Here is a 25599-nt window from a genome sequence, read left to right as displayed (position 1 = left end):
TAGGCACGCCGCCAGCGTTCGTCCTGAGCCAAGATCAAACTCTCCATAAAATGTGAGCTTGGTTGCTCATTACTTAACTAGCTTTTTTCTTACTTTAACATACTGATTGTTTTGTTCAGTTTTCAAAGATCAATGTTCATTTATCTGCCTATCGCCTATCAGCGACAGTAACTAAATTCTATCATTGCTGACGAATAATGTCAATTCCAATTTTTGGTTGTTTCTGCTAAACCTTTTAAAATATGATTAAACGTGACAGCAACGTTTATATTACACGGATTAAGAATAGAAGTCAACATAATGTGTCCTAGTTTCTTTATCTAATATCTACCAATATATTTTCTAGACATCACTTAAATTAAGTACAATAAAGGAATAGTTTACATCTCTTGCGAGGCAATAATAAAAAGAGAGATGCTCTCGCATTTCGCAAAAGCAACTCTCTTTAATTAATTTGCAACGATATTAACTAGTTTACCAGGGACAGCTATAATTTTTCTAACTGTCTTTCCTTCTAGTCTTTCTTTTATAGATTCATTCTCTAGAGCTTGCTTCTCTAACTCTTCTCTAGATGCATTTTTATCCACCAGTATTTTCGCTCTTACCTTACCCATAACTTGAATTACGATTTCAACTTCATTCTCAACTAATTTAGCTTCATCATATGCTGGCCATGCTTGATAAGATATCGTTTCGTCATAACCTAGTTTTTCCCAAAGCTCTTCTGCTAGGTGTGGCGCGACAGGAGACAATATTTTCACAAATCCTTCCGCATAATCCTTTGAGATTTCTTCCACTTTATAAGCTTCATTAATGAAAACCATCATTTGGGATATTCCAGTATTAAAACGCAAATCTTCAAAGTTCTCTGTCACCTTTTTAATTGTCTCGTGGTAACTTCTTTCTAATTCATCATTTGTTACACTATCCACAATTCTAGAAGTTAATTTATCCTCATCATTGATATATAAACGCCATATTCGATCAAGAAATCTACGCGATCCATCCAAACCATTTGTTGACCAAGCGATGGATGCATCTAGTGGACCCATAAACATTTCATAAAGTCTTAGTGTATCAGCACCATGGCTTTCAACGATCTCATCTGGATTGACGACATTCCCTTTTGACTTACTCATTTTTTCATTATTTTCACCCAAAATCATACCTTGATTATATAATTTTTGGAAAGGTTCTTTTGTTGGTACTACACCGATGTCATAAAGAAATTTATGCCAGAAACGAGCGTAAAGTAAATGGAGTACCGCATGTTCAGCACCACCAATATAAGTATCGACTGGTAGCCATTTTTGCAAGTAATCATAATCAGCAAAGCTTTCATCATTTTCAGGATCAATAAAACGCAAGAAATACCAGCAACTACCTGCCCATTGCGGCATTGTATTTGTTTCCCGACGACCTTTCATTCCTGTCTTTGGATCAACAACATTGACCCAATCGCTAATAATAGCAAGTGGCGATTCGCCAGTGCCTGATGGTTTGATTTCTGAAGTTTTAGGTAAAACAAGTGGAAGCTCTTCTTCAGCTACTCCTGTCATTGATCCATCTTCCCAATGAATAATAGGAATAGGCTCTCCCCAGTATCTTTGACGACTGAACAACCAATCTCTTAGACGATACGTAACTTTTTTCTCGCCTTTTTCATTTTCAACTAACCATTCAATCACCTTTTCAATGGCATCCTCTTTATTCAATCCGTCCAAGAATCCGGAGTTGATATGTTTTCCATCTCCTGTGTATGCTTCTTCCTCTACGTTGCCGCCTTCTAAAACAGGAATAATATTTAAACTGAACTTTTTAGCGAATTCATAGTCTCGTTCATCGTGAGCAGGAACTGCCATAATTGCCCCTGATCCATAAGTCATCAAGACATAGTCAGCAACCCATATAGGAAGTTTTTCTCCATTAACTGGGTTAACTGCATATGCACCAGTAAATACACCCGTTTTGTCTTTTGCTAAATCGGTTCTTTCTAAATCACTTTTAGCGGTTACCTGGTCTATATAGTTATTTACTGCTTCCTTTTGTTCGTTTGTAACAATCTTTTCAACAAATGGATGTTCCGGTGCTAATACAGTATATGTTGCACCGTACAACGTATCTGGTCTGGTTGTAAATACAGTAAAACTTTCTTCAAAGCCATCTATTCCAAAATGGACTTCTGCTCCTTCAGATCGACCAATCCAATTTCGTTGCATATCCTTAATACTCTCCGGCCAATCTAAATCTTCTAAATCTTCTAGTAATCGATCTGCGTAAGCTGTAATTTTTAACATCCATTGTTTCATAGGCTTTCGTACAACAGGATGCCCACCACGCTCACTTTTCCCATCAATTACTTCTTCATTTGCAAGAACCGTGCCTAAAGCTGGGCACCAGTTAACCGCAACCTCATCAATATAAGCTAAACCATTTTCATATAGCTTTAGAAAAATCCATTGTGTCCACTTGTAGTAATGTGGATCGGTAGTATTTATCTCACGATCCCAATCATAGGAAAAACCTAACGCTTGAATCTGACGACGAAACGTTTCTATATTATGTTTAGTAAAGTCAGCAGGATCATTACCTGTATCTAAAGCATACTGTTCCGCTGGCAAACCGAATGCATCCCATCCCATAGGGTGAAGTACTTCATATCCTTGCATCCGTTTCATCCTAGAAATAATATCAGTTGCTGTATATCCCTCCGGATGTCCTACATGCAGTCCAGCACCTGATGGATAGGGAAACATATCAAGTGCATAAAATTTTTCCTTATTCGTATCCGAATTAGTTTTAAATGTCTTGTTCTCTAGCCAATAATTACGCCATCTCGCCTCAATTTTATTATGATTAAATGACATAAGTCATGCCTCCTTGAGTTTCTGATTTTTTTATGTTTGTTAGCAAAAAGAACACTTGTTCTTATTGAATACAAAAAAGCCCTCAATCCCTAAATGGGACGAGAGCTTGAATTCCCGCGGTACCACCCAACATTAGCGCTTGTAGCATGCGCCCGCTTTGTATCCTTAACGCGGAATACGGCAAAAGTTACTATCTTCACTTTTGCGACTTTAAAGGTGAGTTCGTAAAGTACAGGGATAACTTGCACCTACCGTTATCTCTCTTCTACCTGTTTACCTTACTAGTATTCCTTCTCATCGTCGTTCACTAGTTATTGTAATCGTATTTTAAAGAAAGCGTTCCTCTTTGTCAAGGTTTGCCACCTTATTCAATTCAGTGTTTGGCACCTAGACAATTTTATAAATTAAATTTATTAACAGATGTATTCAGTTCATCTGTTAACTGTCTCATTTCAGTCACTTTTTTAACCATATTCTTAAAGGCTTTTAATTGTTCTTCTGTAGAAGCAGAGATTTGTTGATTTCCTGCTGCTGATTCTTCAACAACAGCACTTATACTTTCTACATTTTCTAGAACGTTAGCTCCTAAAGACTTAGAGTTCTGCATTCCTTTTAATAGTAAGTCTAATTCACTTGTAATCGCAGTAACTCGATGGTCAATATTGTCAAATGCTGCTGTAGTAACTTCCATTGATTTCTGTTCTTCTTCAACAATCGTTACGCCTCGATTTACTTCAGTAGTTATCTCTTTTATTCCTGTTTGAATAAAGGAAACCATGTCAAATATATGATTCGTTGCTTGAGAAGTTTCTTCAGCAAGTTTGCGCACTTCATCTGCAACTACCGCAAAACCTTTTCCTGCTTCTCCTGCGCGCGCCGCTTCAATCGCAGCATTAAGAGCTAACAAATTTGTTTGATTAGCAATTTCAGAAACTGTATTAGCCATGTGTTCTATCTTGGTTGTATAATCTATAAAGGTTTTTGTTGATGCCTCTATTTTATTTGTTGTCTCTGAATTTTCTTGGATTAACTTACGCTGAGTTTCAATCGCTTGTTGACCAGATTTAACTGCTTCAATTGCTTCACTACCGTAAGCAACCGACTGTTCTGTATAGCTCACATTGTTTCCAAAATCCTTATCCATCTGTTCGATACGTGTTACTGCATCTTGGAGATCTTCAGAAATAGTTTGTGTACCTGCTGCCAGCTCATCCGTTGAAATAGATACTTGTTGATTTATTTCAGTTAATACATTGTTCTCTTCCTCGATATTAATAGCAAACGTTTCAACTTTTTTCCCAACACCGCCAATAGAAGTCAATAAACTTCTTAATTGATCGACCATCTGTGTGAAGGACTCGTTCAAAGCACCTAATTCATCACTTTTGTTATAATTTATAGGACTAACTACTAAATTACCAGCTGCTACTTCTTCTGCATTTTCTGCTAGTAACTTTAATGATTTAGTAATAGGCGAAGTGATTCGATTAGACACGATTAACGCTAATATAATCAATAAAACCACACCTACGGAAGAAGCAATAATAATGAAATTAACTTGTTGTTTTAAGTTATCTTGCATCGTTTGATACGCTTCTTCTGAATATAAATTGAGCATATACGTATCATTAAGTAAGCCGTTAATGCGTACTGATTGTTTTTTTGCTTCTGAAAGATCTCGGTCATTTATAGCAGTAATGGTATTCGGCTTCCAACTATTATACTTATCTGTAACTTTATTTAAGTACTCCTGGCTTTTTTCATTATCTACTGTAGAAGTCAATTGTTCTAATAACACGTCAGCTTTTTCAATTGATTGTGATGTTTCTTCTTTTAAAGCATCTGTTCCTTGAAAAGAAAAGTTACTCAAGCTTTGTTGTGCAGACTTTACCTCAGACTGAAACTTCTCAATGTTTAATAAAATATCTACTTGGTCTTGATTCGATGATTGAATTTTTAACATATTGAAAATAATAAAGGCAATAATTATTGTTGCTAAAACAACGATGCTAATTGTATTTAGTAAAAGTTTTTTCTTTATAGACATGTTTTTCACCTAATTACCTTTCGCTAGTTCTTGTTTAGCTGATTCGATTCGATTAGTTACTGATTCTGGATATTCTATTACCCTTAATGGAGCAAGCCCTACACCCTCATTGCTAACGCCCAGCACTATATTCTCTGTTGCTAGCTTTCCGTCATTAACTAATGTTTCAGCTAACTGAAAGATCGCAACATCCAAATTTTTCTGAACCGATGTAATCACTGCTTTTTCTGCATAATAGTATTGATCTGTATCTACACCAATTGCATATACCCCATTTGCTTGTGCTGCTGTAAGGGCACCCACTCCGGTAAAACCTGCAGCAGCAAATAGAACGTCCGCATCTTCTTCTATCATCTCTTTAGCAATACTTGCACCTAATTGATCATCTCCAAAATTATTAGCATACGTAGAAAGAATCTCAATATCTGGGTTAATCGATTTTGCACCATCTGAAAAACCTTGTTCAAAATCATTGATAATTGGATTATCTTCGCCACCAATAAATCCTAACTTGTTTGTTTCCGTTGTAAATGCAGCAACAATTCCAGCAAGATAACTTCCTTGATCAGCCTTAAAGTTAACTGAAATAACATTTTCTAAAGAAGACTCTGAATCAATTAGTACGAATTGCTGATTAGGATGGTCTTTTGCAACCTTCTCTAGATCTTCTTGGACCATAAATCCAAGTCCAATAATAATATCATTATCTTGTTCTATTAATTCACGTAATCCATTCTCATACGTTTCTGTTTCAGCTAATTCCCGGTAATCAAATATTATTCCTAATTCATCTCGTGCTCTAATCAAACCACTAAATGCTAGATCGCTAAAAGATTGATCCCCCAACCCTACATCTGACAGCATAATTCCTATTTTCACTTTTTCATCAATAGAATTTTCAACCTCTTGATCTGAACAACCGACTAAAAAGATTGCCAGAAAAAACAGGATAATTAGTCTTTTTATATACATGTGTAACTCTCCCTTTTTTTTAAGTGAACTTGTAGTATATCGACACAATCCGACTGATATATAGCTACTTTATTAAATTTTAACTTTTCAGATTATTGGTATCGTCAACATTTATGTAACAAGAAAAGAACAGGCCAAGCTCGAAGTGATGTTGTTTGGCCACATAGAGGCTTGTAATTGAGGAGCTGGAGATCAGCTGTTGCTACATGTTGACCACTTCTAGAAATATAATTTCTGGACAATAAAAAAAGAGCCCTTACCTATATTGCAATCAGATAAGGACTCTCTTTTTATCATTCAGATTGATCCATTTGAATACGATCTAACACCATATCATTCATATGCTGACTAACAGCTAAATGAACACGATGTAACTGATCTCTTTGTTGGTGACTAGCACTATCCATCAACTTTTGTATTTCCTGCTCCATATCAGCCAATTTGCGTTGCGCTTCCGAGTAAGCACTATCAATTTCATAGCCATTACGATTGGTTATATCTAATTGATTTTCAGCCTCAGAGATACACGCGTTTGCTTGACTGATTAGATTATCAACGGATTCCCTTGTTGCCATAATAATCACCTCATTTATTAAGTTGGTTAAATTCGACTTATCCATGCGTGGGAAAATTTGTCTTCTGTACATTAAATGTTGTTTTTCCAAATTTAATTATTCTGCTACAATATAAGCTATAATTTGTTCTTAAAGGAGATTTTTCTATTGCATCCATTTCCGTATTCTTTCGACCAAAAAAGGTACCATTCTTGGAACTACCACTTAAAAAATGAATTTGGACATAAAGTCTTTAAAGTAGCACTTGATGGAGGATTTGATTGTCCAAATCGAGATGGCACAGTTGCTTACGGTGGTTGCACCTTTTGTTCTGCAGCTGGTAGTGGTGATTTTGCGGGTAATCGGGTAGATGACCTAGAAACACAATTCAACGAAATTAAGAACAAAATGCACAAAAAGTGGAAGAATGGAAAGTATATGGCTTATTTTCAAGCTTATACAAATACGCATGCTCCCACTGAAGAGTTACGCGAAAAATTTGAAACGGTGTTAGCTCAGGACGACGTCGTTGGTCTATCGATTGCAACAAGGCCGGATTGCCTACCTGATGATGTAGTGGAATATTTAGCTGAGTTAAACGAGCGTACTTATTTATGGATTGAGTTAGGACTACAAACTGTCCACCAAGAAACATCAAATTTAATTAATCGCGCGCATGATCTTGATTGTTATTTAGAAGGTGTGAGAAAACTAAGAACACATAACATACGTATATGTTCTCATATTATTAATGGGCTCCCTGGTGAAGATGATGAAATGATGTTGCATACAGCAAAAACAGTAAGTGCGATGGACGTCCAAGGTATTAAAATACACTTGTTACATTTATTAAAAGGAACACCCATGGTAAAACAATATGAAAAAGGGATCCTTAAGTTCTTATCAAAAGAAGATTATATTAAATTAGTGGTCGATCAACTTGAATTACTTCCAAAAGAGATGATCATTCATCGTATTACCGGTGATGGTCCGCCTGATTTATTGATAGGACCTATGTGGAGTTTGAATAAATGGGATGTATTAAATGCTATCGACAAGGAATTAGAAGAAAGGGATAGTTGGCAAGGTAAATATTATGATGCAAAGGGAAGTTTAAAAACATGTTAAAACGAATAATATCATATGCACACGAATTAATGGCCGCAACTATTGAACCAGGTGAAACAGTGGTAGATGGAACTTGTGGAAACGGGAAAGATACTTTAATCTTAAGCAAGCTTGTTGGAGAAAGTGGAAGCGTCCTTGCTTTTGATATTCAATCCCAAGCAATCAACAACACAAGAACACTACTAGTAACTGAAGGCATAAACAATGTCAGACTCATTCAAGACGACCATCAACATCTTGCTAAATACGTAGAACAAGAACTACATGGGAAGATTGGTGGAGCCATTTTCAACCTCGGCTATTTACCAGGAAGTGATAAAAAGGTTATTACTACCTCTACTAGTACAATAAAAGCGATAGACACTCTATCCGAGTACATAAAGTCAGGTGGGTTAATTATCTTAGTAGTGTATCATGGTCATCCGGGTGGTGAAGTAGAAAGAGATGCTTTATTAGAACACTTGAAAAAGTACGAACAGAAACAGTTTAATGTATTACAATATGGTTTTATTAACCAAAGAAACAGCCCACCATTTATACTCGCAATCGAAAAAAAGTACGTATAAACAAAAGTGCGTGGGCACAATTCACTTGTTTCTGAGATGTAAATTTTTCTTTGCAGCTAAACCTTAGGGCAATTACGAATCTTTTACGGTTGTGCGCACCCTATCCCCTTTTAAAACTTGGGGAGGAGCCACCTAAAGCCTAATGTGACTGTTCAAGATAATAAAGTTATACTGCAACTAAATTTAATAATTTCCGAAATAAACTAAAACTCCTACATGTCGCAGGAGTTTTTTACTATTACCTTTTTTTAAGTTTGTTATAAAGTCTCACATTAAAATAAAAAAATGTTGATCGCATTCCACTTGCTTGTAATAATGTTTTTGTTATTTCTCTGCCATTTTCTAATTTCTTCACTTTTGGGTCAGCTAAATATAGCCCCACTAACCCACTATGTACCATTTCGTGAAAATGACGATGTGGCAGTATTTGAATATTTTCATTTGTTTTATCAATAAAAAACAAGAACCTTTTCTTTAAATGATCTTTATCTTTATAATAGCTACAAAAGTTCAAATCTCCTTCAATTAAGTCCTCCTGTTGATCAATATAATAATCCAGTAATATATGAAGTCCCTGCATGTAAGGAAAATAGCTAACACAAACTTTCTCTGCTAAGTCTTCATTCATCTGTTGACCAAGCGCGTAGGATACTAAACAAAAAATACCAAGCGTTGATCCACTTGATGCTGAAAATTCATACCAATCAAGTGTAGGGTATTTATCCTTATATCGTAGGTGCCATTTTTCTAACCTCGGAATACGTTCTTCCTCTTTCACATGTTTATGTACTTGTAAATCGCTGTATAGCTGCTCTAAATGTAGATTATACTTTTTTATAAGGTTGTAATCTTCTATTTGTCGTAAACACGTTTGGCACGTTCTTACTAGATCAGACAAATACTCGCCATCATTTTGCTCTTTTCTATACGTATAATAGTTTTTTAACTCATTTTCAGGTAATAGAGCATCTTCCATAGATTGGTGCAACATACGAAAATCCCTAGGATCTAAAGAGGTACTACGATCACATAAGTTATCTAGATAATCACTAATCGTCTGATATGCAACAATAAATTTTATTGCTTCTTGCCAGCGATGACCCGCTAAGATACTATATACACCCCCACCTTGACAGTGGAATCTTTTTGACTGAATACTTGCTAAAGCCTGTTCTCTTAACTCATCATTAGGAATACTATTAGCTCTTTTTTTCCAATAATTCAATTCTTTACTTACTTGTGGAAAAACCTTCCTGTAGACCAGACTCAATAAAAATGGGGCTGTTTTTGGAATCGTATTTTGCAAATCATTTCCCTCGTTTCTTAAAAGGTAAAACTTCTTATCCGTTTTTAGTCTATGTTAATATTTATTATATCATCAAAAATAGAGGAGGATTCAAATGCTTTATGAATATAAAGGGAAAATTCCCGTCATTCATGATACGGCATATATTTCTGAAGATGTAGTAATTACTGGCGATGTAACTATAGACGAATTGGCAAGTATATGGTTTAAAACTGTAATAAGAGGAGACGTAGCACCTGTACATATTGGTAAGAAAGCCAATGTACAAGATCTTTGTTTACTTCACCAAAGTCCAAATATGCCCCTAATAATAGAAGATGAAGTAACGATTGGTCATCAAGTAACACTCCACTCCTCCATTATTAGAAAAAAAGCTTTGGTTGGAATGGGATCAATTATATTGGATGGAGCAGAAATTGGTGAACAGGCGTTCATTGGTGCAGGAAGCTTAGTTCCACCTGGTAAGAAAATACCTCCAAAAACATTAGCTTTTGGTCGACCAGCTAAAGTAGTTCGAAATCTAACCGATAAAGATATAGAAGAGATGGAACGAATCAAACAGTCTTATGTCGACAAAGGACAATATTATAAACATGAAGTTGAAAAATTTAGTGATTAGTAAATAGTGACTCGAATTTCAAAAGATTCAATATTTCTTGGTTGATGTTTAACTTTTTGTGATTTTTTTGTCGAAATGCGATATCCTAAAATCAAGGAGGTGCCATCATGTTTCAGTTTTTACTTTTTTTCAGTTTGATGATGACACTACTTCTATCCTATTTGGCAAAAAGGCCAACGAAGTATATTGTTAAACAAGCAATTAAAACATATGCCATACTATTTGGAGTTTGTACAATGATAGTTTCTGGTATTCTGCTAAATACTTTTAAAACAGAAATATATGAATGGTTTCTTATAAATAGCAGAGAATCACAAGTAATCGCTACAACTTTACCTGCTCCTGAATTAGAGCCAGTTTTTCCTCTAATCGAACAAATTCAACTACGAGACCAAGTTCAGATTGATGCACCGATTATCGGACAGCACCCAGAACTTCCAAGGGGTTGTGAAGTAACAAGCCTAGCGATGCTATTGCAATTCTATGATATAGATGTATCTAAGATGGAATTAGCTGAACAGGTTAAAAAAGATACAACTCCATATAAAAAGACAGAATCAGGGATTTATTTTGGTAATCCTTCTAAAGGTTTTGTCGGAGATATGTATTCTTTTTCTAAACCAGGACTAGGTGTCTACCACGAGCCTATAGCTGACCTTGCAAAAAAATACCTAGGAGAACGCGTTGTGGATTTTAGTGGAGGTTCTTTTTATGAAATTTTAAATCACATAAACCAAGACAGACCGGTTTGGGTGATTACTAACTCAACTTATAAAAAGTTAGAGGATAAGTTCTTTGAGACATGGCAAACGGATGATGGTCCGATACGGATTACAATGAAGGAGCATTCTGTACTAGTAACTGGTTACGATGATGAATTTATTTACTTTAATGATCCAATAAAAGCAGAAACTAGAAAAGCACCCATAGAAAACTTCAAAGAAGCTTGGGTGCAAATGGGAAAGCAAGCAATTACGGTTGTTACACCGTAAGCTTGCTTTTTGTTTTATCTTCATTTCTTAACTCATCAAATGAGAATTTTTTTTCAACATAAATTTGATGCCACAGCATGAACATTAATACCGTCCAAATCTTTCTACTATAATCACCTTTACCCTGACAATGAGCTTCTAGTAGTTGAGAAATATAATCTTTATAAAGTAAATGATCTGTTTCACTTTCCTTAATTAATGTTTTAGCCCAATCGTTTAACTCATTTTTCAACCAATGCCTAATTGGAACCGGAAACCCTAATTTTTTACGATCAAGAACATGGTCTGGAACAATTCCTCTTGAAGCTTCTCGCAGTATGCTTTTCGTTGTTCCATTTGCAATCTTAAGATTTACCGGAATTTCACTAGCCACACGGAATACTTCTTTATCTAAAAATGGAACACGTAATTCCAAAGAGTTAGCCATTGTCATTTTGTCTGCTTTCAGTAAAATATCTCCACGCATCCATGTATGAATATCGATGTATTGCATCTGGTTAACAGGATGGTTTCCCTCGACATTCGCATACAAAGGCTCTGTAATTTGTTGGTATGTTAAGTTTGGATTATATGTTTTTAGTAATTGTTTTTTCTCAATATCTTCAAACATTTTTGCATTACCTATATAACGATCCTTTAACGGGGTTGTCCCACGCTCTAGAAAACTCTTACCCCTGACACCTTCTGGTAGGACCGCTGCTACACGTGATAACAATCCTTTAGCTGGCGTAGGGATAGATTGAAAAACTTTTAACGATTCGGGTTCACGATATATATTATATCCTCCAAATAATTCATCCGATCCCTCTCCAGATAAAACTACTGTTACATGCTTATTTGCCTCTCTAGCCACAAAATATAATGGTACACAAGCCGGATCTGCCAATGGATCATCCATATGCCACATTATTTTAGGAAGCTTTTGCACATATTCTTCTGCAGTAATCATATAGGAAATATTTTCAACGTTAAGCTTATCAGCAGTTTCCTTTGCAACGTCCACTTCAGAATACCCATCACGTTCAAAACCAACGGAAAATGTCTTAAGGTTCGGGTTGAATTCTTTTGCAATTGCTACAATAAGTGTTGAATCGATTCCACCTGATAAAAATGACCCAACAGGCACATCACTGCGCATATGAACATTTACCGAATCATACATTACATCCTGAATTCTTTTTATCCAAGCGGGTTTTTCCATCAATATTGGGTTGAACTTCGCGTGCCAATAACGGTGAAATGTAATTGATTCTCCAGGCTTTTTAACAAAAAAATGACCTGGTTCAACTTTTTTAATACCTTCAGTCAAAGTTAATGGTTCAGGAGCAAATTGAAAACTTAAATATTGTTGTAATGCCTCTGTATTTACCTTTTCTTCTTCATTGATAGTAAGACTTTTTTTCTCAGAAGCAAAGTACGTACCTTCTTCTGAGTCCTTATAGAACAAAGGTTTAATGCCAAATGGATCTCTTACGCCATATAGCACTTGCTCTTGTTTATCCCAAATAAGTACAGCGAACATACCTCGCAAGTATTTAAACGTATCTTCTTTATGTTCCTTAAACATAGCAATAATAACTTCTGTATCAGACTCAGTCTCAAACGTGTAGCCTTTATCAATTAATTGTTCTCTCAACTCTACATAGTTATATATTTCTCCATTAAATATCATCCAATAGTTTTCATCATCATAACTAAAAGGCTGATGACCACTATCAATATCTATAATGCTTAATCTTCTAAAGCCAAATGATACAAACTCATCATGGAAATATCCTTCATCATCTGGTCCTCTGTGCGTAATAACATTGTTGCGTTGTTGAAATAAATCTTGCTTATCTTGTTCAAGTGTTTGTGGATGATTTCTAATCATTCCTATAAAACCACACATAGCGCATACCTCTCTTTCTATTCAACATGATAATGAGTATATCACAAAACAAATCCAATCAACATATCAGAAATTAGAATTTATTGTTAGCTTATACGTATTTTTCATTAACAAAAAACGCACCCTAGAGCAATTAAAACTCAGGCCAGTAGTCCCACTTGCTTTAAACAACGTAGTAATTTATACGTTTTCTTATTGTATTAGAAAAAGAATCAAGCGTGGATTACACTTGATTCTTTTTAGAATAATTAGTTATTTTTAATGTAGTCTCGTAAATTTTCCACTTTATCTGTTTTTTCCCACGGGAACTCAATATCTGTTCTCCCAAAGTGGCCATACGCTGCAGTATCTCTATAGATAGGTCTTCTTAAATCGAGCATCTTAATAATACCTGCAGGTCTTAAATCAAAAATTGAACGAACTGCAGCGACTAGCTTTTCTTCACTTACTTGTGTATTTTCAAATGTGTTTATCGAAATAGACACAGGTTCAGCAACACCAATAGCGTATGCTAACTGAACTTCACATGCTTCAGCTAAACCAGCAGCTACAATGTTTTTAGCAACATAGCGGGCTGCGTATGCTGCAGATCGATCTACTTTGGTTGCATCTTTTCCACTAAATGCTCCACCGCCATGACGAGCATAACCACCATAAGTGTCAACGATAATTTTTCGACCTGTTAAACCAGCATCTCCTTGTGGGCCACCGATTACAAATCTTCCTGTCGGGTTAATGAAATATTTCGTATTTTCATCAAGTAAATGATCAGGAACAATTGGACGAATAACATGTTCTTTTAAATCTGATTGAATTTGTTTTAATTCAACTTCAGGATGATGCTGCGTTGAAATTACGATTGTATCAACACGAAGCGGCTTATTATTCTCATCATATTCCACCGTAACCTGCGTCTTACCGTCTGGACGTAAATAATCTAGTGTATGATTTTTTCTAACGTCAGATAATCTCTTGGAGATTTTATGAGCTAAAGAAATAGGTAATGGCATCAATTCAGGTGTTTCATTAATAGCATAACCAAACATTAATCCTTGGTCACCTGCTCCAATTGCTTCGATCTCATCATCGGACATTGTGCCTTCTCTTGCTTCAAGTGCTTGGTTTACCCCACCAGCAATGTCTGGGGATTGCTCATCTATAGCTGTTAACACAGCACAAGTTTCCGCATCAAACCCATACTTTGCACGAGTATACCCTATTTCTTTAATTGTTTTACGGACGATGCTTGGTATATCAACATAAGTCGATGTTGTTATCTCCCCTGCTACAAGTACCAATCCTGTAGTTACGGTTGTTTCACATGCTACACGGGCATTTGGATCATGCTCTAAAATTTCATCTAATATAGCATCAGAGATCTGATCACTTATTTTATCCGGATGTCCTTCCGTTACAGACTCTGAGGTAAATAATCGACGATTTGCAGCCATTCTGCTAAATCCTCCTTCATGTTTCTTAGAATACGGAACTGCTTTTCTGTATTATGTTTGTTTAAGAAGCTTCTCTACAGGGTGTACGGTTTATTGAATGAAGACATTCAATTTATCAAGGAATAAATACACTTTAATATTAAAAAGCATGTCCTATTTTAGATGTAGTTGAACACTGTTTTCAATACAATAATATATTTAAAAGTGTTTACTATTATTGTTCGAATTATTAATAACATCCAAAAGATATGTAATTTCTTTACGTGGTAGCTTCTTATTTTAATACCTACCCTGTATTGTATTCATTTACTAGTTGCTTGTAAATAGAAACCACTCTCTCTTAATTAAAAAGTAGATAAAAGCCCTAGCATGAAATTCAAAACATTTATACCACCTTTTTAAATATATTCTTTAAAAAGGTGGTATAAATTAGGTTCAGTATCCGCTTGAAATTTATCGTATCGAATTGACTGAATAATGTCAATTCCTTTAAGCCTATTTGCTAGGGATTCTACATACACCGTTATCACATTTATTTTTAAATAATTGATATCTGTTTCTAGCTACAAGTCGATACATTGGATTTCCTATAACATCAGATTTAGGAACATAAGATACAAGCCCTGCTAACGCTGTCAATGGACAATGTAGCAAGATATAGCGAATTGCAAAAAATCCTACTAATACTTCACCATTCTTCTTAATTAAATGCATCTCAGATTTAATGGCATCTTTTTGTACACTCGTTAGTTGTTGATTTCTTTCATACTGTTGCAAGGACAACCACTTAAACTGGTTAAACCAATCAATTTTACTAATTATACGTTTACTTTGTCTGCAAAGATAGCATTGCTCATCAAATAAGATAATCGGTTTATCCAACAAAATCACCTCTTTCTGAGTCTTCCTCTTACCTTTAAGATAACATATTCCAATCTTTTTTGTTCTATAGGCATTCACACATTTTCGTCCTACGCATAATCTGAATTTATCAGATAACACCCCACAATGGAAAGGATGCGTAAAAGTGAGAAAGTTATATTTATTTTCATTTTTCATCATTAGTCTAGGTTTATTACTTTCTGCCTGTTCACAAAATGATGATAATTCAATGACAAAGGTAAAAGTTGCCGAAGTAACTCGTAGTATTTTTTATGCTCCTCAATATGTTGCTCTTGAGCAAGGTTTCTTTGAGGAAGAAGGTCTCGATGTAGAACTTCAAACTATTGCAGGTGGAGATAAAGTGATGACATCTCTACTATCTGATAACTCTCATATTGGTCTCGTTGGATCAGAAACTTCTATATACGTGAAAGCGCGTGGCGCTGAGGATCCTGTTATTAATTTTGCGCAATTAACACAGACAGATGGTACCTTTCTTATAGCTAGAGAACCGATGGATGACTTTACTTTCGAAGATTTAAAAGACAGTGACTTTTTAGGCCAGCGTAAAGGCGGTATGCCACAAATGGTTGGTGAATATGTTTTAAAACAACAAGGAATTGATCCAGAAAATGATTTAAATCTAATACAAAATATTGATTTCGCTAATATTGCTAGTTCGTTTAGTTCTGGCACAGGTGACTATGTGCAATTATTTGAACCAACTGCGAGTCAGTTTGTAAAAGATGGCGCAGGTCATATTGTAGCTTCTTTTGGTGAAGAATCTGGGAAAGTTCCTTACACAGTCTTTATGGCTAAACAAAGTTATTTAGATGAAAACGAAGAAACTGCTAAGAAATTCACCAAAGCCGTCTATAAAGCACAACAATTTGTAAAAAATAACTCTGCAGAAGAAATTGCGGAAATTGTTCAACCTTATTTTGAGGATACTGATTTAGAACTATTAGAGTCCTCCGTTGATCGTTATAAATCACAACTCTCTTTTGCTGAAAATCCAATTCTTGATGAAGAAGAATGGAATAACCTTAAGAACATTATGGATGAATCTGGTGAGCTGCCTGAAGATATACCATATGATGATTTGGTAAATTCACAAATTGCTGAAGAGGTTATTAGTGAATAAGGGAGGTTTGACAATTGTCTTTTTTATCCTTAAATCATATTGAACATTACTATTTCAGTAAACAAGGATATACAAAAGCATTAGAGGATATATCTTTCTCTGTTCCAGAAGGATCTTTTATATCCTTACTTGGTCCTAGTGGTTGTGGAAAAACAACATTACTATCTATAATAGCAGGTATTTTGCAATCTACCCGTGGTGAGATTACACTGCAAGAAAAACCGTTATCTGCTTCAAAATCCGATATTGGTTACATGCTTCAACAGGATTATTTATTTCCTTGGAAAACGATACTGGATAACGTTACAGTAGGTCCGAAAGTACAAAAAACGGAAACAAGAGCATTAAAAGAAAAAGCTATTCAAATGCTAGAAGATATTGGTCTATCTAAGGTGATTGACTCTTATCCACAAAGCCTTTCTGGTGGAATGCGACAAAGAGCTGCATTAGTCAGAACACTAATAACTGATCCTAAGCTACTATTATTAGATGAACCTTTTTCGGCATTAGACTTCCAAACGAAGTTAAAACTTGAAGACCTTGTCTCGTCTTTATTAAAAGATTTCAACAAAACATCTGTTTTGGTAACACATGATATTGGCGAAGCAATAGCGATGAGCGATAAAATTTATCTTATGAAAGCAAATCCCGGAAAAATTCATCAGGTATTCGAAGTACCGATTGAAATAAGAAATTTATCACCATTTCAAGCTAGGAAGCATATCAAGTACCAACAACTGTTTGATCGGGTATGGGAGGAGTTGAACGCTCTTGAATCACAAACAGCTATCCGATAGTCAGCTCTTTGAACAATATAAAAAACAAGTAACATCTGAACGAAGGAATACACTATTATGGCAAATCATCATTTTTATCTCTTTCTTTTCCATTTGGGAATTTGCTAGTCAATTTGGTTTAATAGACCGTTTAATTTTTAGCTCGCCTTCCCAGATATGGACATTATTTCTTGAAAAATTACAAGATGGTTCACTATGGTATCATTTACGCATCACTTTATTTGAAACAATAGCAGGTTTTTTTATTGGGACAATAGCTGGTATTATTTTAGCAGCTATACTGTGGTGGTCAGATAAATTATCGAAAGTGCTTGATCCTTACCTTGTAGTGTTAAATGCGCTACCAAAGGTTGCACTTGGGCCAATTATTATTGTAGCAATGGGACCAGGTTATTTCTCAATTATCACAATGGGGGCGATTATATCAGTCATAATTACCACCCTTGTTGTTTATTCCGCTTTTAATGAAGTCGATGTTAACTATGTAAAAGTACTAAAGAGTTTTGGTGCATCTAAATGGCAGTACTTTACAGAGGCTATTTTTCCAGCATCCTTACCTGCCATGATTTCAACATTTAAAGTTAATGTAGGCTTATCTTGGGTAGGTGTTATCGTTGGAGAATTTCTAGTAGCCTCAGAAGGATTAGGTTATTTAATTGTTTACGGGTTCCAAGTATTTGACTTTACACTCGTATTATACAGTTTACTTCTGGTTGCATTCTTTGCAGCGATAATGTACCAAATCGTTGAGAAATTAGAAAACATTCTAATCAAAAATAAATAGAAATAAAGGCTCTGCCTGTAGCACTAAACACTAGGCAGAGCCTCTATTAAGTAAATGTTTTCTTTTAATCTAAATAAACCTTATCTTAATCAAATTCATCTAACACTTTGATTTGTTTTAAGCTAGTTGGTAGAACCGCATCTTTCATCATAAAACTAAACTTCGAATTAGTATCCATTTGATTTGGTAGTTTGGATAGTAACACAGGTCCTTTAGTTTCAAAGTAAGAGGGTTGTTTTATTACTTCATCTACTAAGGCAAAATATATATTTTTAGCTATATTCCCACCTTTTCCAGTTACATAATACTGACCTACATAAGTGAGGGTATTAACTATACCGCCTGTTTCTTCTTTTACTTCTCTTATAGCAGCTTGTTCTGCTGTTTCTCCGTCTTCTACTTTCCCACCTGGAAATTCCAAACCTCTATCTTTATGATCAGTTAAAAGCCACTGGTTATCACATCTGCATATGACCCATACATGCTTAGGTTCTTTTTCAAATGGATGATCCTCAAATGATAGCTTAACTTCATTATTATAAAAATCATGGAAAGTCTTCATACACATTCAGCTACCTTTAAAATTTTTATTTGTTTTTAAATTGGACAAACTTTCTTCTTTATACTAAAGAAAAATTAATAATGGTTTATTTCTGTTATCCTCCACTTATTATCATATGTCATTATAAGTTCTATTTTGTAACTTCCATGTAAATCACTTATATTCTCTTGAACGATTTTCATATTTTGATTATCTACTTTTATCATCTCATAATCTGCATCTTTTTGAAACCATGGTGGGGTTTCCGTTGGAATAATGTATAAATTATCATTTCTTTCTTCGTAAAAGAAATCAATATATTCCTTTGCTACTTCAGTAGAACTAACCGAAGAAAACGCACTGATTAACGAAGCCTTCGTTTTAAAGTGTACTACTTTGTATTGGTCATCCACCTCTTGAACAAGTAATTCCATGAACTTGTCTGTGAGTGAAATGATTTCTTGATGACTAAGTTCTACTCCTTCGGTATGTTGTTCTCGTTCGTTTGTTGTGACCTCTAACCAATTGCTATCTATACTACTAAGGGAAGAAGAGCGATTAAGTGTGTCATCAACATTATAATTTTGTGCAGAGACATCACCTGGTTCATTTTTCTCATATGGAAATAATAATAATGGAATAATGGCCAATAAACATATCACTTTTTTAACTGTTTTAAATCTGTTCATCCTGCGCTCCCCCTTATATTACTCTTAGTATATCTATACCTCTTTCTCCTATGTACTTAAACATTTTTTAAACGAATTGAAACTTACTCTACTAAATAAGACGTATATACGCGAATAAATGTTTCACTAATTTTAGGGAAGACTCTTTTTTTAGAAATAATTCTATTTACTTGGAATCACACAGATTAAGAAAGGACCTCTTTTCGAGGTCCTTTCTGCTTTTCACTAATTTGAATCTAAAATCCCCATGCTTTCTATGTGCATCTTCGTTTTATCATCTCCTAAGTCATGAATCATTTGAAAAGCGGAAACAATACCTTCATCATAACTATCATTAGATTTATCATTATGATAAGGAACATATGGAACATGCGCCCTCCAAAAAGAATTCATGTCAGAGTCATGCATTTCAGTTAATATCTCCCTTAAATGAAATATTTCTTCTCCTGTTGCATAAATCGTATATGGATTAATATCATCTTCTTGAACCTGCGTAATAGCTTGGGTAGCTAAGTTAACAAAGTATTTTTTCTTTTCCATTATTCACCCTCCTATCCTTTAATTTTCTCCAATTCAAAAGATTTATGAACAACTTTCCCATATTTCTGCATAAGGTATGATACAAAGAGACAATTAAAAAGTTCTATAAACTGCTCTTTTTAAATAGAGAACTCATAAGGAGGAAGGTACCATGCGATTTGCTGATGATCTTTTACAAAGGTATTTACGTCACTTTAACGATAATGAATCAGACTCACTTGATTTTTTCGTTCAATCTATTTTAGAACAAATGGATCAAAAGGATTTACTAGAAGTATTTAAAGCATGTCCTAAAAATGAATTAAATGAGATGTTAGGGAATTACTTGAGTAGTCTTATGCTAGAAAAACTAAAAGAGGATAATGCAGCAACACAAGACAGTGATTACTATTACAAGCGCGTACAATAATCATCTAAAAAACGGGGGAGCGAATCCGCCTATCAACCGCTTCTAAATTGCAAAAAAAACCCCATCAATTAAAGATTGATGAGGGCATTGTGATTAATTTAATTGTGAAGTGGCTACACTACATGTTTCTTCACCAGAAACAGCACTTTTAATTAAGCAACGGCCTCTACCATGCGGAATACACATTGGCGTTCCAAACATCGGGTCGTAAGTAACATCACACTTCATTTGAAATACATCATGTACCATGTTGCAACTAATAATTTCTTCTGGCTTTCCTTGTGCATAAACCTTTTTGTCTTTAATAGCGACAATATTATGCGCATATCTACAAGCAAGGTTTAAATCATGCAAGACCATTATAACCGTACTATTATGTTTTTCATTTAGTTCAAATAATAAATCTAATACCTCTATTTGATGTGTCATATCTAAATATGTTGTGGGTTCATCAAGTAAAATTGTATCTGTCTTTTGCGCAAGGGTCATTGCAATCCATGCACGCTGTCGTTGTCCACCTGATAATGAATCTACAGAACGATCTTTTAAATCCATCATATTCGTGGACTGCAATGCTTCGTTTACTGCTTCTTCATCTTCTGTTGACCATTTCTTAAATAAAGTTTTATATGGATGCCTTCCCTGCTTTACTAAGTCATGAACCGTTAATCCTTCAGGACTTACTGGACCTTGAGGCAAGATCGCAAGCTGTTTAGCAACATCTTTTGTTGGCTTCTTAGCTATATCTTCCCCATGCAAAACTACACTTCCCTCTTTTGGCTTTAATAAACGAGCCATTGAGCGAAGCAAAGTTGATTTTCCACATCCATTTCCACCTACAAAAACGGTTATTTGACCTTTTGGAATAGCAATATTTAAATCATCAATGATAATGTCTTCACCATATCCTAAAGTTAAATCTTTCGCTGCTATTGTCTCCATATGCAATCTCTCCCTTACGAGCGTTGCGTTCATTAGTACTGATTATTATTCTCATTTTATTATACTATCTAGTTTATTTGGTTTATGTCCATTCGTCAATGGTTTTGAGAATCTTTATCAGTTAATTTTTATCCTTCTACTTTACTTTTTCCTAACTAATCAACACCTCCAATTATTTCTTGGAACAAATTAACACTTTTAAAAATAGAGTAATCAAGATATACTTATCCATATATACGAACAAACGTTCCTTTTGGAGAAGGTGACTTTATGATTAACTACATTGATTATCCAAGAAATGATGTACTTTGCATTGATATGCGCTCTTTTTACGCTAGCGTAGAATGCGTGAAAAGAGGATTGGATCCAATGCAAACATTGTTAGCTGTTGTTGGTGATAAAAAGCGTTCAGGAAGTATTATTCTAGCGGCTTCACCTGAACTAAAGCAAAGACATGGTATTAAGAATGTTAGTCGTTACTTTGATTTACCTGATGATCCTGCGATTCATGTTGTAGAGGCAAAGATGGGCGATTATTTAAAAGTGTCTGTTGAAATAACAAAATTAGTTAATGAATATGTACCGAAAGAAGCAATTCACCAATATTCTGTAGATGAGTTATGGGTTACTGCAAATGGACTGGAAAATTTACACGGCAATCGATGGATGGTGGCAAAAATGATCAAGCAAGAGTTATATGAGACGATGGGTCTTACTTGCTCCATCGGTATAGGTGATAACAAATTTTTAGCAAAAGTTGTTATGGACCTATATGCAAAAAAAGCAGGTATCGCTGAATGTACCTATGAAGATGTAGAAACAAAATTATGGCCGATTCCAGTTGAAGAAATCTGGGGAATCGGCCGTCGAATGATGCGTAATTTAAATCGAATGGGTATTGTGACTTTGGGACAATTAGCTAGCCAGCCATTACAACGTTTAAAGAAACGATTTGGTGTAATGGGTGAACAATTGTATTGGCATGCCTGGGGGATTGATCTTAGCCCAGTAATTGGTAACTTTCAAAAACAAGCACAAAAGGGATTTGGACACGGAATAACTCTATTAAGAGACTATCATCAAGATGAAGTGTGCGCTTGTGTGCTTGATTTGGCTGAAGAAGTTTGCAGGCGTGCTAGAACAGCTAAACAGGCAGGTCGAACTATCCATTTAGGTGTTGGTTATTCGCAGGAAACAGGTGGCGGATTTAACCGGTCACGCTCTGTTAACCTACCAACAAACGTAACGATGGATGTATACAATGTCTGTATGCAACTTTTCAATGAATTTTATGATCAACAAAGTAAGATTCGCCGCGTATTTGTGACACTAGATCACCTATATGATGATGAAGAGACACAACTGGACCTATTCGAAGATACAACGAAGCACAAAGATATTGGCTATGTGATGGATCAAATTAGAGATCGCTACGGACCAACTTCTCTATTACGTGCTACCAGCTTTACCGATGCTGGTGTAACCTTAGAGCGTAGTAAAAAAATCGGTGGACATAAGGCCTAGTTCTAAAACATTTTGTTCCAAACGTATAAAAGTTAGTAAAATACATAGTTACTGACTACCCAAATGGCTGCTACCCTGGAGTACCAGCCATTTATTCTAATTTAGCTACTTTTATTCCACTCTTCTCGTAATAAACCCATTCGAATCGAATCATAATAAATGCCATTATAATAACGACATTTCCTTAAACGCGCTTCCATAGTCATGCCTAGCTTTTCTCCAACTTTAATCATTCGTTCATTTCCAGACCAAGTGGTATAACCGACTCTAACGAGTGGTAATGCTTCAAATAAGTGATTTATCCACATTTCCAATGCTTTTGTACCATATCCCCCACTCCAAAAATCAGGATTATATATACCAATCCCCATTTCAAGCCAATTAGAGGGACGATGCTCCCAGTAATAACTAACTGTACCGATTAACCTACTGTCCACAACAATTGCCCAGCGGTTAACCTGTCCAACAATTTCTTGTTTATTCGCTAAGAACTCCTCTCTCGGAATATGTCTATGCTCAAAATATGGTGCATCCCATTTTTTCCATTCTGGGGATTTTTCCTTATATAAAAGCTTCCATAACTCATCAAGATCTTGTTCCATAATCGGTCTAATTGTTACATTCGAATTCGTGTACACATTCTTCCCCCTCGCTACTCTGTTGGCAAAAGATTGATTAGTTTGTGTCTAACTAGCTTATTTGAGGCATTTCTCGGTAAAGCATCTACAAAATAAACACGCTTCGGTACTTTAAACTTAGCCAAGTGTTGCAAGCAGTAATCCACAATTTCCTTCTCATCTAATGACTTTTTATTTTTAACAATAAAAGCAATTGGAATTTGACCCCATCTATCATCCTCTGAACCAATCACCCCTGCTTCTGCCACACCTTGAATACTATCCAAAACACTTTCCACCTCTGCAGGATAAATATTTTCACCACCAGATATAATTAAATCCTTTCTCCGGTCCATCACGTATAAAAACCCCTCATCGTCTAAATAACCTAAATCACCAGTAGCCAGCCAACCATTTTGAAAAGCCATCTTATCCGCTTTATCATTATTCAAATAACCACTCGTAACCATTAATCCTTTAACAAATATTTCACCGATTTCATTAACAGGCGAAACTTGGGCATTATTAACGATTTTCAGTTGAGCTGGAAACAATGCTTTACCAGCAGATCCTAACCTAGTCAATGCATCTTTTGGGCTTAGCGTTGCAATTTGAGACGAAGTTTCTGTCATGCCGTATGTTTGAAAAACAGGAATGCCGTGACTTTTCGCTTGCTCTAGCAATGATTTAGATGCCGGCCCACCTCCGAGTAACATACAACGTAACGTTTTAGGATAGGTTTGTACACCTAATTTTTCTATTAGACGAACTAACATAATCGAAACGACTGATACGATTGTGACATTCCTTTCCACAATTCCATGATGAACCTGATCCACATCAAATTTTTCTAATAAATAAACTGGCATTCCGTATATAATACTTTTCATCAAAATCGATAATCCTCCAACATGAAACAAAGGTAAAGCAACTAACCATCTATCATTGTCACTTAAACCTAAATTTAAAGCAGAAGAAATCGCACTCCACCAATGATTTCCATAGGAATGTTGTACTCCTTTTGGCAACCCTGTTGTTCCAGATGTATAAATAATTGTACATAAGTCTTCTAAACAAATTTCTCGTTTAAGCTCTGTATCTAATTCTGCAAGCTTATTTATTTGCTCAAATGATTTTACGCTTGTACCACTATTTTCAATTAATGAAGCTTTTTCGAGTAAGTTTTCGGATGATAACACTAGTGATACATTCGCATCCTTAAGTTGAAAAGCAACCTCGGTATTAGACAATCTAGTATTTAGTAATACAGCAATTGCCCCTATATAAGACAAACTATGGATGGCGGTGATCATTTCAATTGAATTTGTGGCATAGATAGCAATATGATTACCAGATTTAACACCTTGAGAAGCCAGTTTTCGAGCAAAACTTTTTGCTTTATCTCTTAATTGACTAAAAGTAACAGACTCCCTATTGGGTTGCTCTATCGCTATTCTATTTGGGGATAAATCTGCTTGTTTATCTAGCCAGTGCTGCATTGTTTCAACCATTATTCTGATTCCTTTCTTTGTCGAATAGTCACGATACTAGACAATCTCATAGCCAGCTGTTTCTAGTGCTTTTATTGCATGTTGTAACTTTTCTGTTTTCACTAATAAATAATCTGTGTTATAAGTCGATAGTGCAAAAATACTAACTTTTGCAGTTGCTAGCGTATTTGCTAAGTTAGCCAACACACCCGTTAATGAAAAATCCAGCTCACCAACAACCTTTATACAACTCCAACCGTTTTCAATAGTTGCATCAATATTTTCTGGAATAGTCGATTCCTTGCAGACAATCGATAGTTCTTCCTCGGTATAAGTAATAGACAAAAATTGTTTATTTTCATATACCCAAGTAGGAAGGGATAATGCTGGGTTTAATTTTAAAACGGATAACTTTTCTGATAATACGGTTAATTTCATCTACCTATTTCCTCTCAAAGCAGTTATTTGGATAGACTGTTTTCAAAACACTTGTTGTTTATGACAAATAAAATATAAAGTGCGCATTAACTATATCGTAACCCTTGCATTCTATTTAAGATGAGTGGTTAATTCATCGCTACGGAAAAATACTCCCTTTCCGGGGGCAGCACCTTAGCCTCCTCGGTCACAAAGAACGTTTCCTGTGGGGTCTTCGGAAGCTGCTCTTCCCCCAGGACAAGGAAAGCTAAGGAAGCAATGCATCGCACGCAGAAAATTGGTCTGTATTTTCAAGGAGTGTCGCATTTTTCCTTCGCTAGGTAAACTTGTCTTTCGAGTAAAAATAGTACAATAAATATTAATAGCTATCTATCAATACATTAGGAGAACTGTTAAAAGTGAAGGCAGA

24 protein-coding genes and 1 other annotated feature are annotated in these 25599 nt (G+C 35.3%); of the genes, 9 read left to right on the top strand and 15 right to left on the bottom strand.

All coding sequences use genetic code 11. From position 1 onward, the window contains the following. Positions 1–449 precede the first annotated feature (449 nt). The 4 genes from leuS to QQS35_RS19275 form a co-directional block, all read right to left on the bottom strand. On the bottom strand, positions 450–2867 hold the full coding sequence (gene leuS, locus QQS35_RS19290; protein ID WP_285933873.1) for a leucine--tRNA ligase: 2418 nt from the start codon (positions 2865–2867) through the stop codon (positions 450–452). Positions 2868–2958: 91 nt separating this feature from the next. After that, positions 2959–3174, bottom strand: a binding site (T-box leader). 90 nt (positions 3175–3264) lie between these two features. Next, a complete protein-coding gene (locus QQS35_RS19285; RefSeq protein WP_285933872.1) occupies positions 3265–4914 on the bottom strand; it encodes a methyl-accepting chemotaxis protein in 1650 nt (549 codons plus the stop codon). A 9-nt stretch (positions 4915–4923) separates the two neighbouring features. After that, a complete protein-coding gene (locus QQS35_RS19280) occupies positions 4924–5886 on the bottom strand; it encodes a BMP family lipoprotein (RefSeq protein WP_285933871.1) in 963 nt (320 codons plus the stop codon). Between the two features lie 293 nt (positions 5887–6179). Further along, positions 6180–6461: a DUF2524 family protein gene (locus QQS35_RS19275; RefSeq protein WP_285933870.1), complete on the bottom strand. Its 282-nt coding sequence runs from the start codon at positions 6459–6461 to the stop codon at positions 6180–6182. Positions 6462–6608: 147 nt separating this feature from the next. Here QQS35_RS19275 and QQS35_RS19270 point away from each other — a divergent pair, with 147 nt between their 5' ends. After that, a complete protein-coding gene (locus QQS35_RS19270; protein WP_407933995.1) occupies positions 6609–7568 on the top strand; it encodes a TIGR01212 family radical SAM protein in 960 nt (319 codons plus the stop codon). Beyond that, complete coding sequence (locus QQS35_RS19265; protein WP_285933869.1) at positions 7562–8134, top strand: class I SAM-dependent methyltransferase; 573 nt, start codon at positions 7562–7564, stop codon at positions 8132–8134. Before QQS35_RS19270 ends, QQS35_RS19265 begins: the two co-directional genes overlap by 7 nt. A gap of 238 nt (positions 8135–8372) precedes the next feature. Here the strand turns inward: QQS35_RS19265 and QQS35_RS19260 are convergent, their stop codons facing one another. Then, the gene (locus QQS35_RS19260; RefSeq protein WP_285933868.1) at positions 8373–9440 is read right to left on the bottom strand and encodes a tetraprenyl-beta-curcumene synthase family protein; all 1068 of its coding nucleotides are present in this window, start codon (positions 9438–9440) and stop codon (positions 8373–8375) included. Between the two features lie 94 nt (positions 9441–9534). Between QQS35_RS19260 and QQS35_RS19255 the strand changes: the two genes are divergently transcribed. Beyond that, positions 9535–10059 (top strand): gamma carbonic anhydrase, encoded by a 525-nt coding sequence (locus QQS35_RS19255; protein WP_285933867.1) that lies wholly within the window; start codon positions 9535–9537, stop codon positions 10057–10059. A 107-nt stretch (positions 10060–10166) separates the two neighbouring features. Beyond that, positions 10167–11051: a C39 family peptidase gene (locus QQS35_RS19250; protein WP_285933866.1), complete on the top strand. Its 885-nt coding sequence runs from the start codon at positions 10167–10169 to the stop codon at positions 11049–11051. Here the strand turns inward: QQS35_RS19250 and asnB are convergent. The 3 genes from asnB to QQS35_RS19235 form a co-directional block, all read right to left on the bottom strand. Continuing rightward, entirely contained in the window at positions 11041–12942 is a 1902-nt protein-coding gene (gene asnB, locus QQS35_RS19245; protein WP_285933865.1) for an asparagine synthase (glutamine-hydrolyzing), read from the bottom strand. The genes QQS35_RS19250 and asnB overlap by 11 nt on opposite strands. Before the next feature lie 248 nt (positions 12943–13190). Further along, a complete protein-coding gene (gene metK, locus QQS35_RS19240; protein ID WP_285933864.1) occupies positions 13191–14393 on the bottom strand; it encodes a methionine adenosyltransferase in 1203 nt (400 codons plus the stop codon). A gap of 495 nt (positions 14394–14888) precedes the next feature. Next, positions 14889–15353: a thiol-disulfide oxidoreductase DCC family protein gene (locus QQS35_RS19235; protein ID WP_285933863.1), complete on the bottom strand. Its 465-nt coding sequence runs from the start codon at positions 15351–15353 to the stop codon at positions 14889–14891. 67 nt (positions 15354–15420) lie between these two features. On the opposite strand from QQS35_RS19235, the gene QQS35_RS19230 reads away from it, so the two are divergent. The 3 genes from QQS35_RS19230 to QQS35_RS19220 are packed head-to-tail and all read left to right on the top strand — an operon-like array spanning position 15421 to position 18000. Then, a complete protein-coding gene (locus tag QQS35_RS19230) occupies positions 15421–16419 on the top strand; it encodes an ABC transporter substrate-binding protein (protein WP_285933862.1) in 999 nt (332 codons plus the stop codon). A 14-nt stretch (positions 16420–16433) separates the two neighbouring features. Further along, positions 16434–17216: an ABC transporter ATP-binding protein gene (locus QQS35_RS19225; protein WP_285933861.1), complete on the top strand. Its 783-nt coding sequence runs from the start codon at positions 16434–16436 to the stop codon at positions 17214–17216. Beyond that, positions 17191–18000 carry an ABC transporter permease gene (locus QQS35_RS19220; protein ID WP_285933860.1) on the top strand — a complete coding sequence of 270 codons (810 nt, stop codon included), beginning with the start codon at positions 17191–17193 and terminating at the stop codon, positions 17998–18000. Before QQS35_RS19225 ends, QQS35_RS19220 begins: the two co-directional genes overlap by 26 nt. A gap of 85 nt (positions 18001–18085) precedes the next feature. On the opposite strand, the gene ytkD is transcribed toward QQS35_RS19220, so the two are convergent. The 3 genes from ytkD to QQS35_RS19205 form a co-directional block, all read right to left on the bottom strand. Continuing rightward, positions 18086–18562, bottom strand: coding sequence for an RNA deprotection pyrophosphohydrolase (gene ytkD, locus QQS35_RS19215; protein ID WP_285933859.1), 477 nt, complete (start codon positions 18560–18562; stop codon positions 18086–18088). A gap of 74 nt (positions 18563–18636) precedes the next feature. Further along, positions 18637–19230, bottom strand: a complete 594-nt coding sequence (locus QQS35_RS19210; protein WP_285933858.1) for a hypothetical protein — start codon at positions 19228–19230, stop codon at positions 18637–18639. Between the two features lie 225 nt (positions 19231–19455). Next, positions 19456–19770 carry a hydrolase gene (locus QQS35_RS19205; RefSeq protein WP_285933857.1) on the bottom strand — a complete coding sequence of 105 codons (315 nt, stop codon included), beginning with the start codon at positions 19768–19770 and terminating at the stop codon, positions 19456–19458. Between the two features lie 151 nt (positions 19771–19921). Between QQS35_RS19205 and QQS35_RS19200 the strand changes: the two genes are divergently transcribed. Beyond that, positions 19922–20179 (top strand): DUF6154 family protein, encoded by a 258-nt coding sequence (locus QQS35_RS19200; protein ID WP_285933856.1) that lies wholly within the window; start codon positions 19922–19924, stop codon positions 20177–20179. Positions 20180–20272: 93 nt separating this feature from the next. On the opposite strand, the gene QQS35_RS19195 is transcribed toward QQS35_RS19200, so the two are convergent. Further along, positions 20273–21121, bottom strand: a complete 849-nt coding sequence (locus QQS35_RS19195) for an ABC transporter ATP-binding protein (protein WP_285933855.1) — start codon at positions 21119–21121, stop codon at positions 20273–20275. Between the two features lie 270 nt (positions 21122–21391). Here QQS35_RS19195 and QQS35_RS19190 point away from each other — a divergent pair, with 270 nt between their 5' ends. Further along, a complete protein-coding gene (locus tag QQS35_RS19190; RefSeq protein ID WP_407933994.1) occupies positions 21392–22645 on the top strand; it encodes a Y-family DNA polymerase in 1254 nt (417 codons plus the stop codon). Between the two features lie 101 nt (positions 22646–22746). Here QQS35_RS19190 and QQS35_RS19185 read toward each other — a convergent pair whose 3' ends face one another. From QQS35_RS19185 to QQS35_RS19175, 3 genes are read right to left on the bottom strand one after another with little or no spacing between them, the layout of a single operon-like run. Then, a complete protein-coding gene (locus QQS35_RS19185; RefSeq protein WP_285933854.1) occupies positions 22747–23283 on the bottom strand; it encodes a GNAT family N-acetyltransferase in 537 nt (178 codons plus the stop codon). Positions 23284–23297: 14 nt separating this feature from the next. After that, on the bottom strand, positions 23298–24773 hold the full coding sequence (locus QQS35_RS19180) for an o-succinylbenzoate--CoA ligase (RefSeq protein WP_285933853.1): 1476 nt from the start codon (positions 24771–24773) through the stop codon (positions 23298–23300). Between the two features lie 36 nt (positions 24774–24809). After that, positions 24810–25190 (bottom strand): ACT domain-containing protein, encoded by a 381-nt coding sequence (locus tag QQS35_RS19175; RefSeq protein ID WP_285933852.1) that lies wholly within the window; start codon positions 25188–25190, stop codon positions 24810–24812. Positions 25191–25599 lie beyond the last annotated feature (409 nt).

Source organism: Aquibacillus rhizosphaerae, assembly GCF_030282825.1.
In the GTDB taxonomy this organism is placed as follows: domain Bacteria; phylum Bacillota; class Bacilli; order Bacillales; family Amphibacillaceae; genus Aquibacillus_C; species Aquibacillus_C rhizosphaerae.
This window is presented reverse-complemented; position numbering and strand designations above follow the sequence as displayed.

What these genes read in the sequence shown, in the direction of transcription:
- QQS35_RS19280 (WP_285933871.1), bottom strand. Translation starts at nt 5,886, where the DNA reads ATGTATATAAAAAGACTAATTATCCTGTTTTTTCTGGCAATCTTTTTA.
- leuS (WP_285933873.1), bottom strand. Translation starts at nt 2,867, where the DNA reads ATGTCATTTAATCATAATAAAATTGAGGCGAGATGGCGTAATTATTGG.
- QQS35_RS19175 (WP_285933852.1), bottom strand. Translation starts at nt 25,190, where the DNA reads ATGAAATTAACCGTATTATCAGAAAAGTTATCCGTTTTAAAATTAAAC.
- ytkD (WP_285933859.1), bottom strand. Translation starts at nt 18,562, where the DNA reads ATGAAGACTTTCCATGATTTTTATAATAATGAAGTTAAGCTATCATTT.
- QQS35_RS19210 (WP_285933858.1), bottom strand. Translation starts at nt 19,230, where the DNA reads ATGAACAGATTTAAAACAGTTAAAAAAGTGATATGTTTATTGGCCATT.
- QQS35_RS19275 (WP_285933870.1), bottom strand. Translation starts at nt 6,461, where the DNA reads ATGGCAACAAGGGAATCCGTTGATAATCTAATCAGTCAAGCAAACGCG.
- QQS35_RS19200 (WP_285933856.1), top strand. Translation starts at nt 19,922, where the DNA reads ATGCGATTTGCTGATGATCTTTTACAAAGGTATTTACGTCACTTTAAC.
- QQS35_RS19250 (WP_285933866.1), top strand. Translation starts at nt 10,167, where the DNA reads ATGTTTCAGTTTTTACTTTTTTTCAGTTTGATGATGACACTACTTCTA.
- QQS35_RS19180 (WP_285933853.1), bottom strand. Translation starts at nt 24,773, where the DNA reads ATGGTTGAAACAATGCAGCACTGGCTAGATAAACAAGCAGATTTATCC.
- metK (WP_285933864.1), bottom strand. Translation starts at nt 14,393, where the DNA reads ATGGCTGCAAATCGTCGATTATTTACCTCAGAGTCTGTAACGGAAGGA.
- asnB (WP_285933865.1), bottom strand. Translation starts at nt 12,942, where the DNA reads ATGTGTGGTTTTATAGGAATGATTAGAAATCATCCACAAACACTTGAA.
- QQS35_RS19265 (WP_285933869.1), top strand. Translation starts at nt 7,562, where the DNA reads ATGTTAAAACGAATAATATCATATGCACACGAATTAATGGCCGCAACT.
- QQS35_RS19195 (WP_285933855.1), bottom strand. Translation starts at nt 21,121, where the DNA reads ATGGAGACAATAGCAGCGAAAGATTTAACTTTAGGATATGGTGAAGAC.
- QQS35_RS19190 (WP_407933994.1), top strand. Translation starts at nt 21,392, where the DNA reads ATGATTAACTACATTGATTATCCAAGAAATGATGTACTTTGCATTGAT.
- QQS35_RS19255 (WP_285933867.1), top strand. Translation starts at nt 9,535, where the DNA reads ATGCTTTATGAATATAAAGGGAAAATTCCCGTCATTCATGATACGGCA.
- QQS35_RS19205 (WP_285933857.1), bottom strand. Translation starts at nt 19,770, where the DNA reads ATGGAAAAGAAAAAATACTTTGTTAACTTAGCTACCCAAGCTATTACG.
- QQS35_RS19285 (WP_285933872.1), bottom strand. Translation starts at nt 4,914, where the DNA reads ATGTCTATAAAGAAAAAACTTTTACTAAATACAATTAGCATCGTTGTT.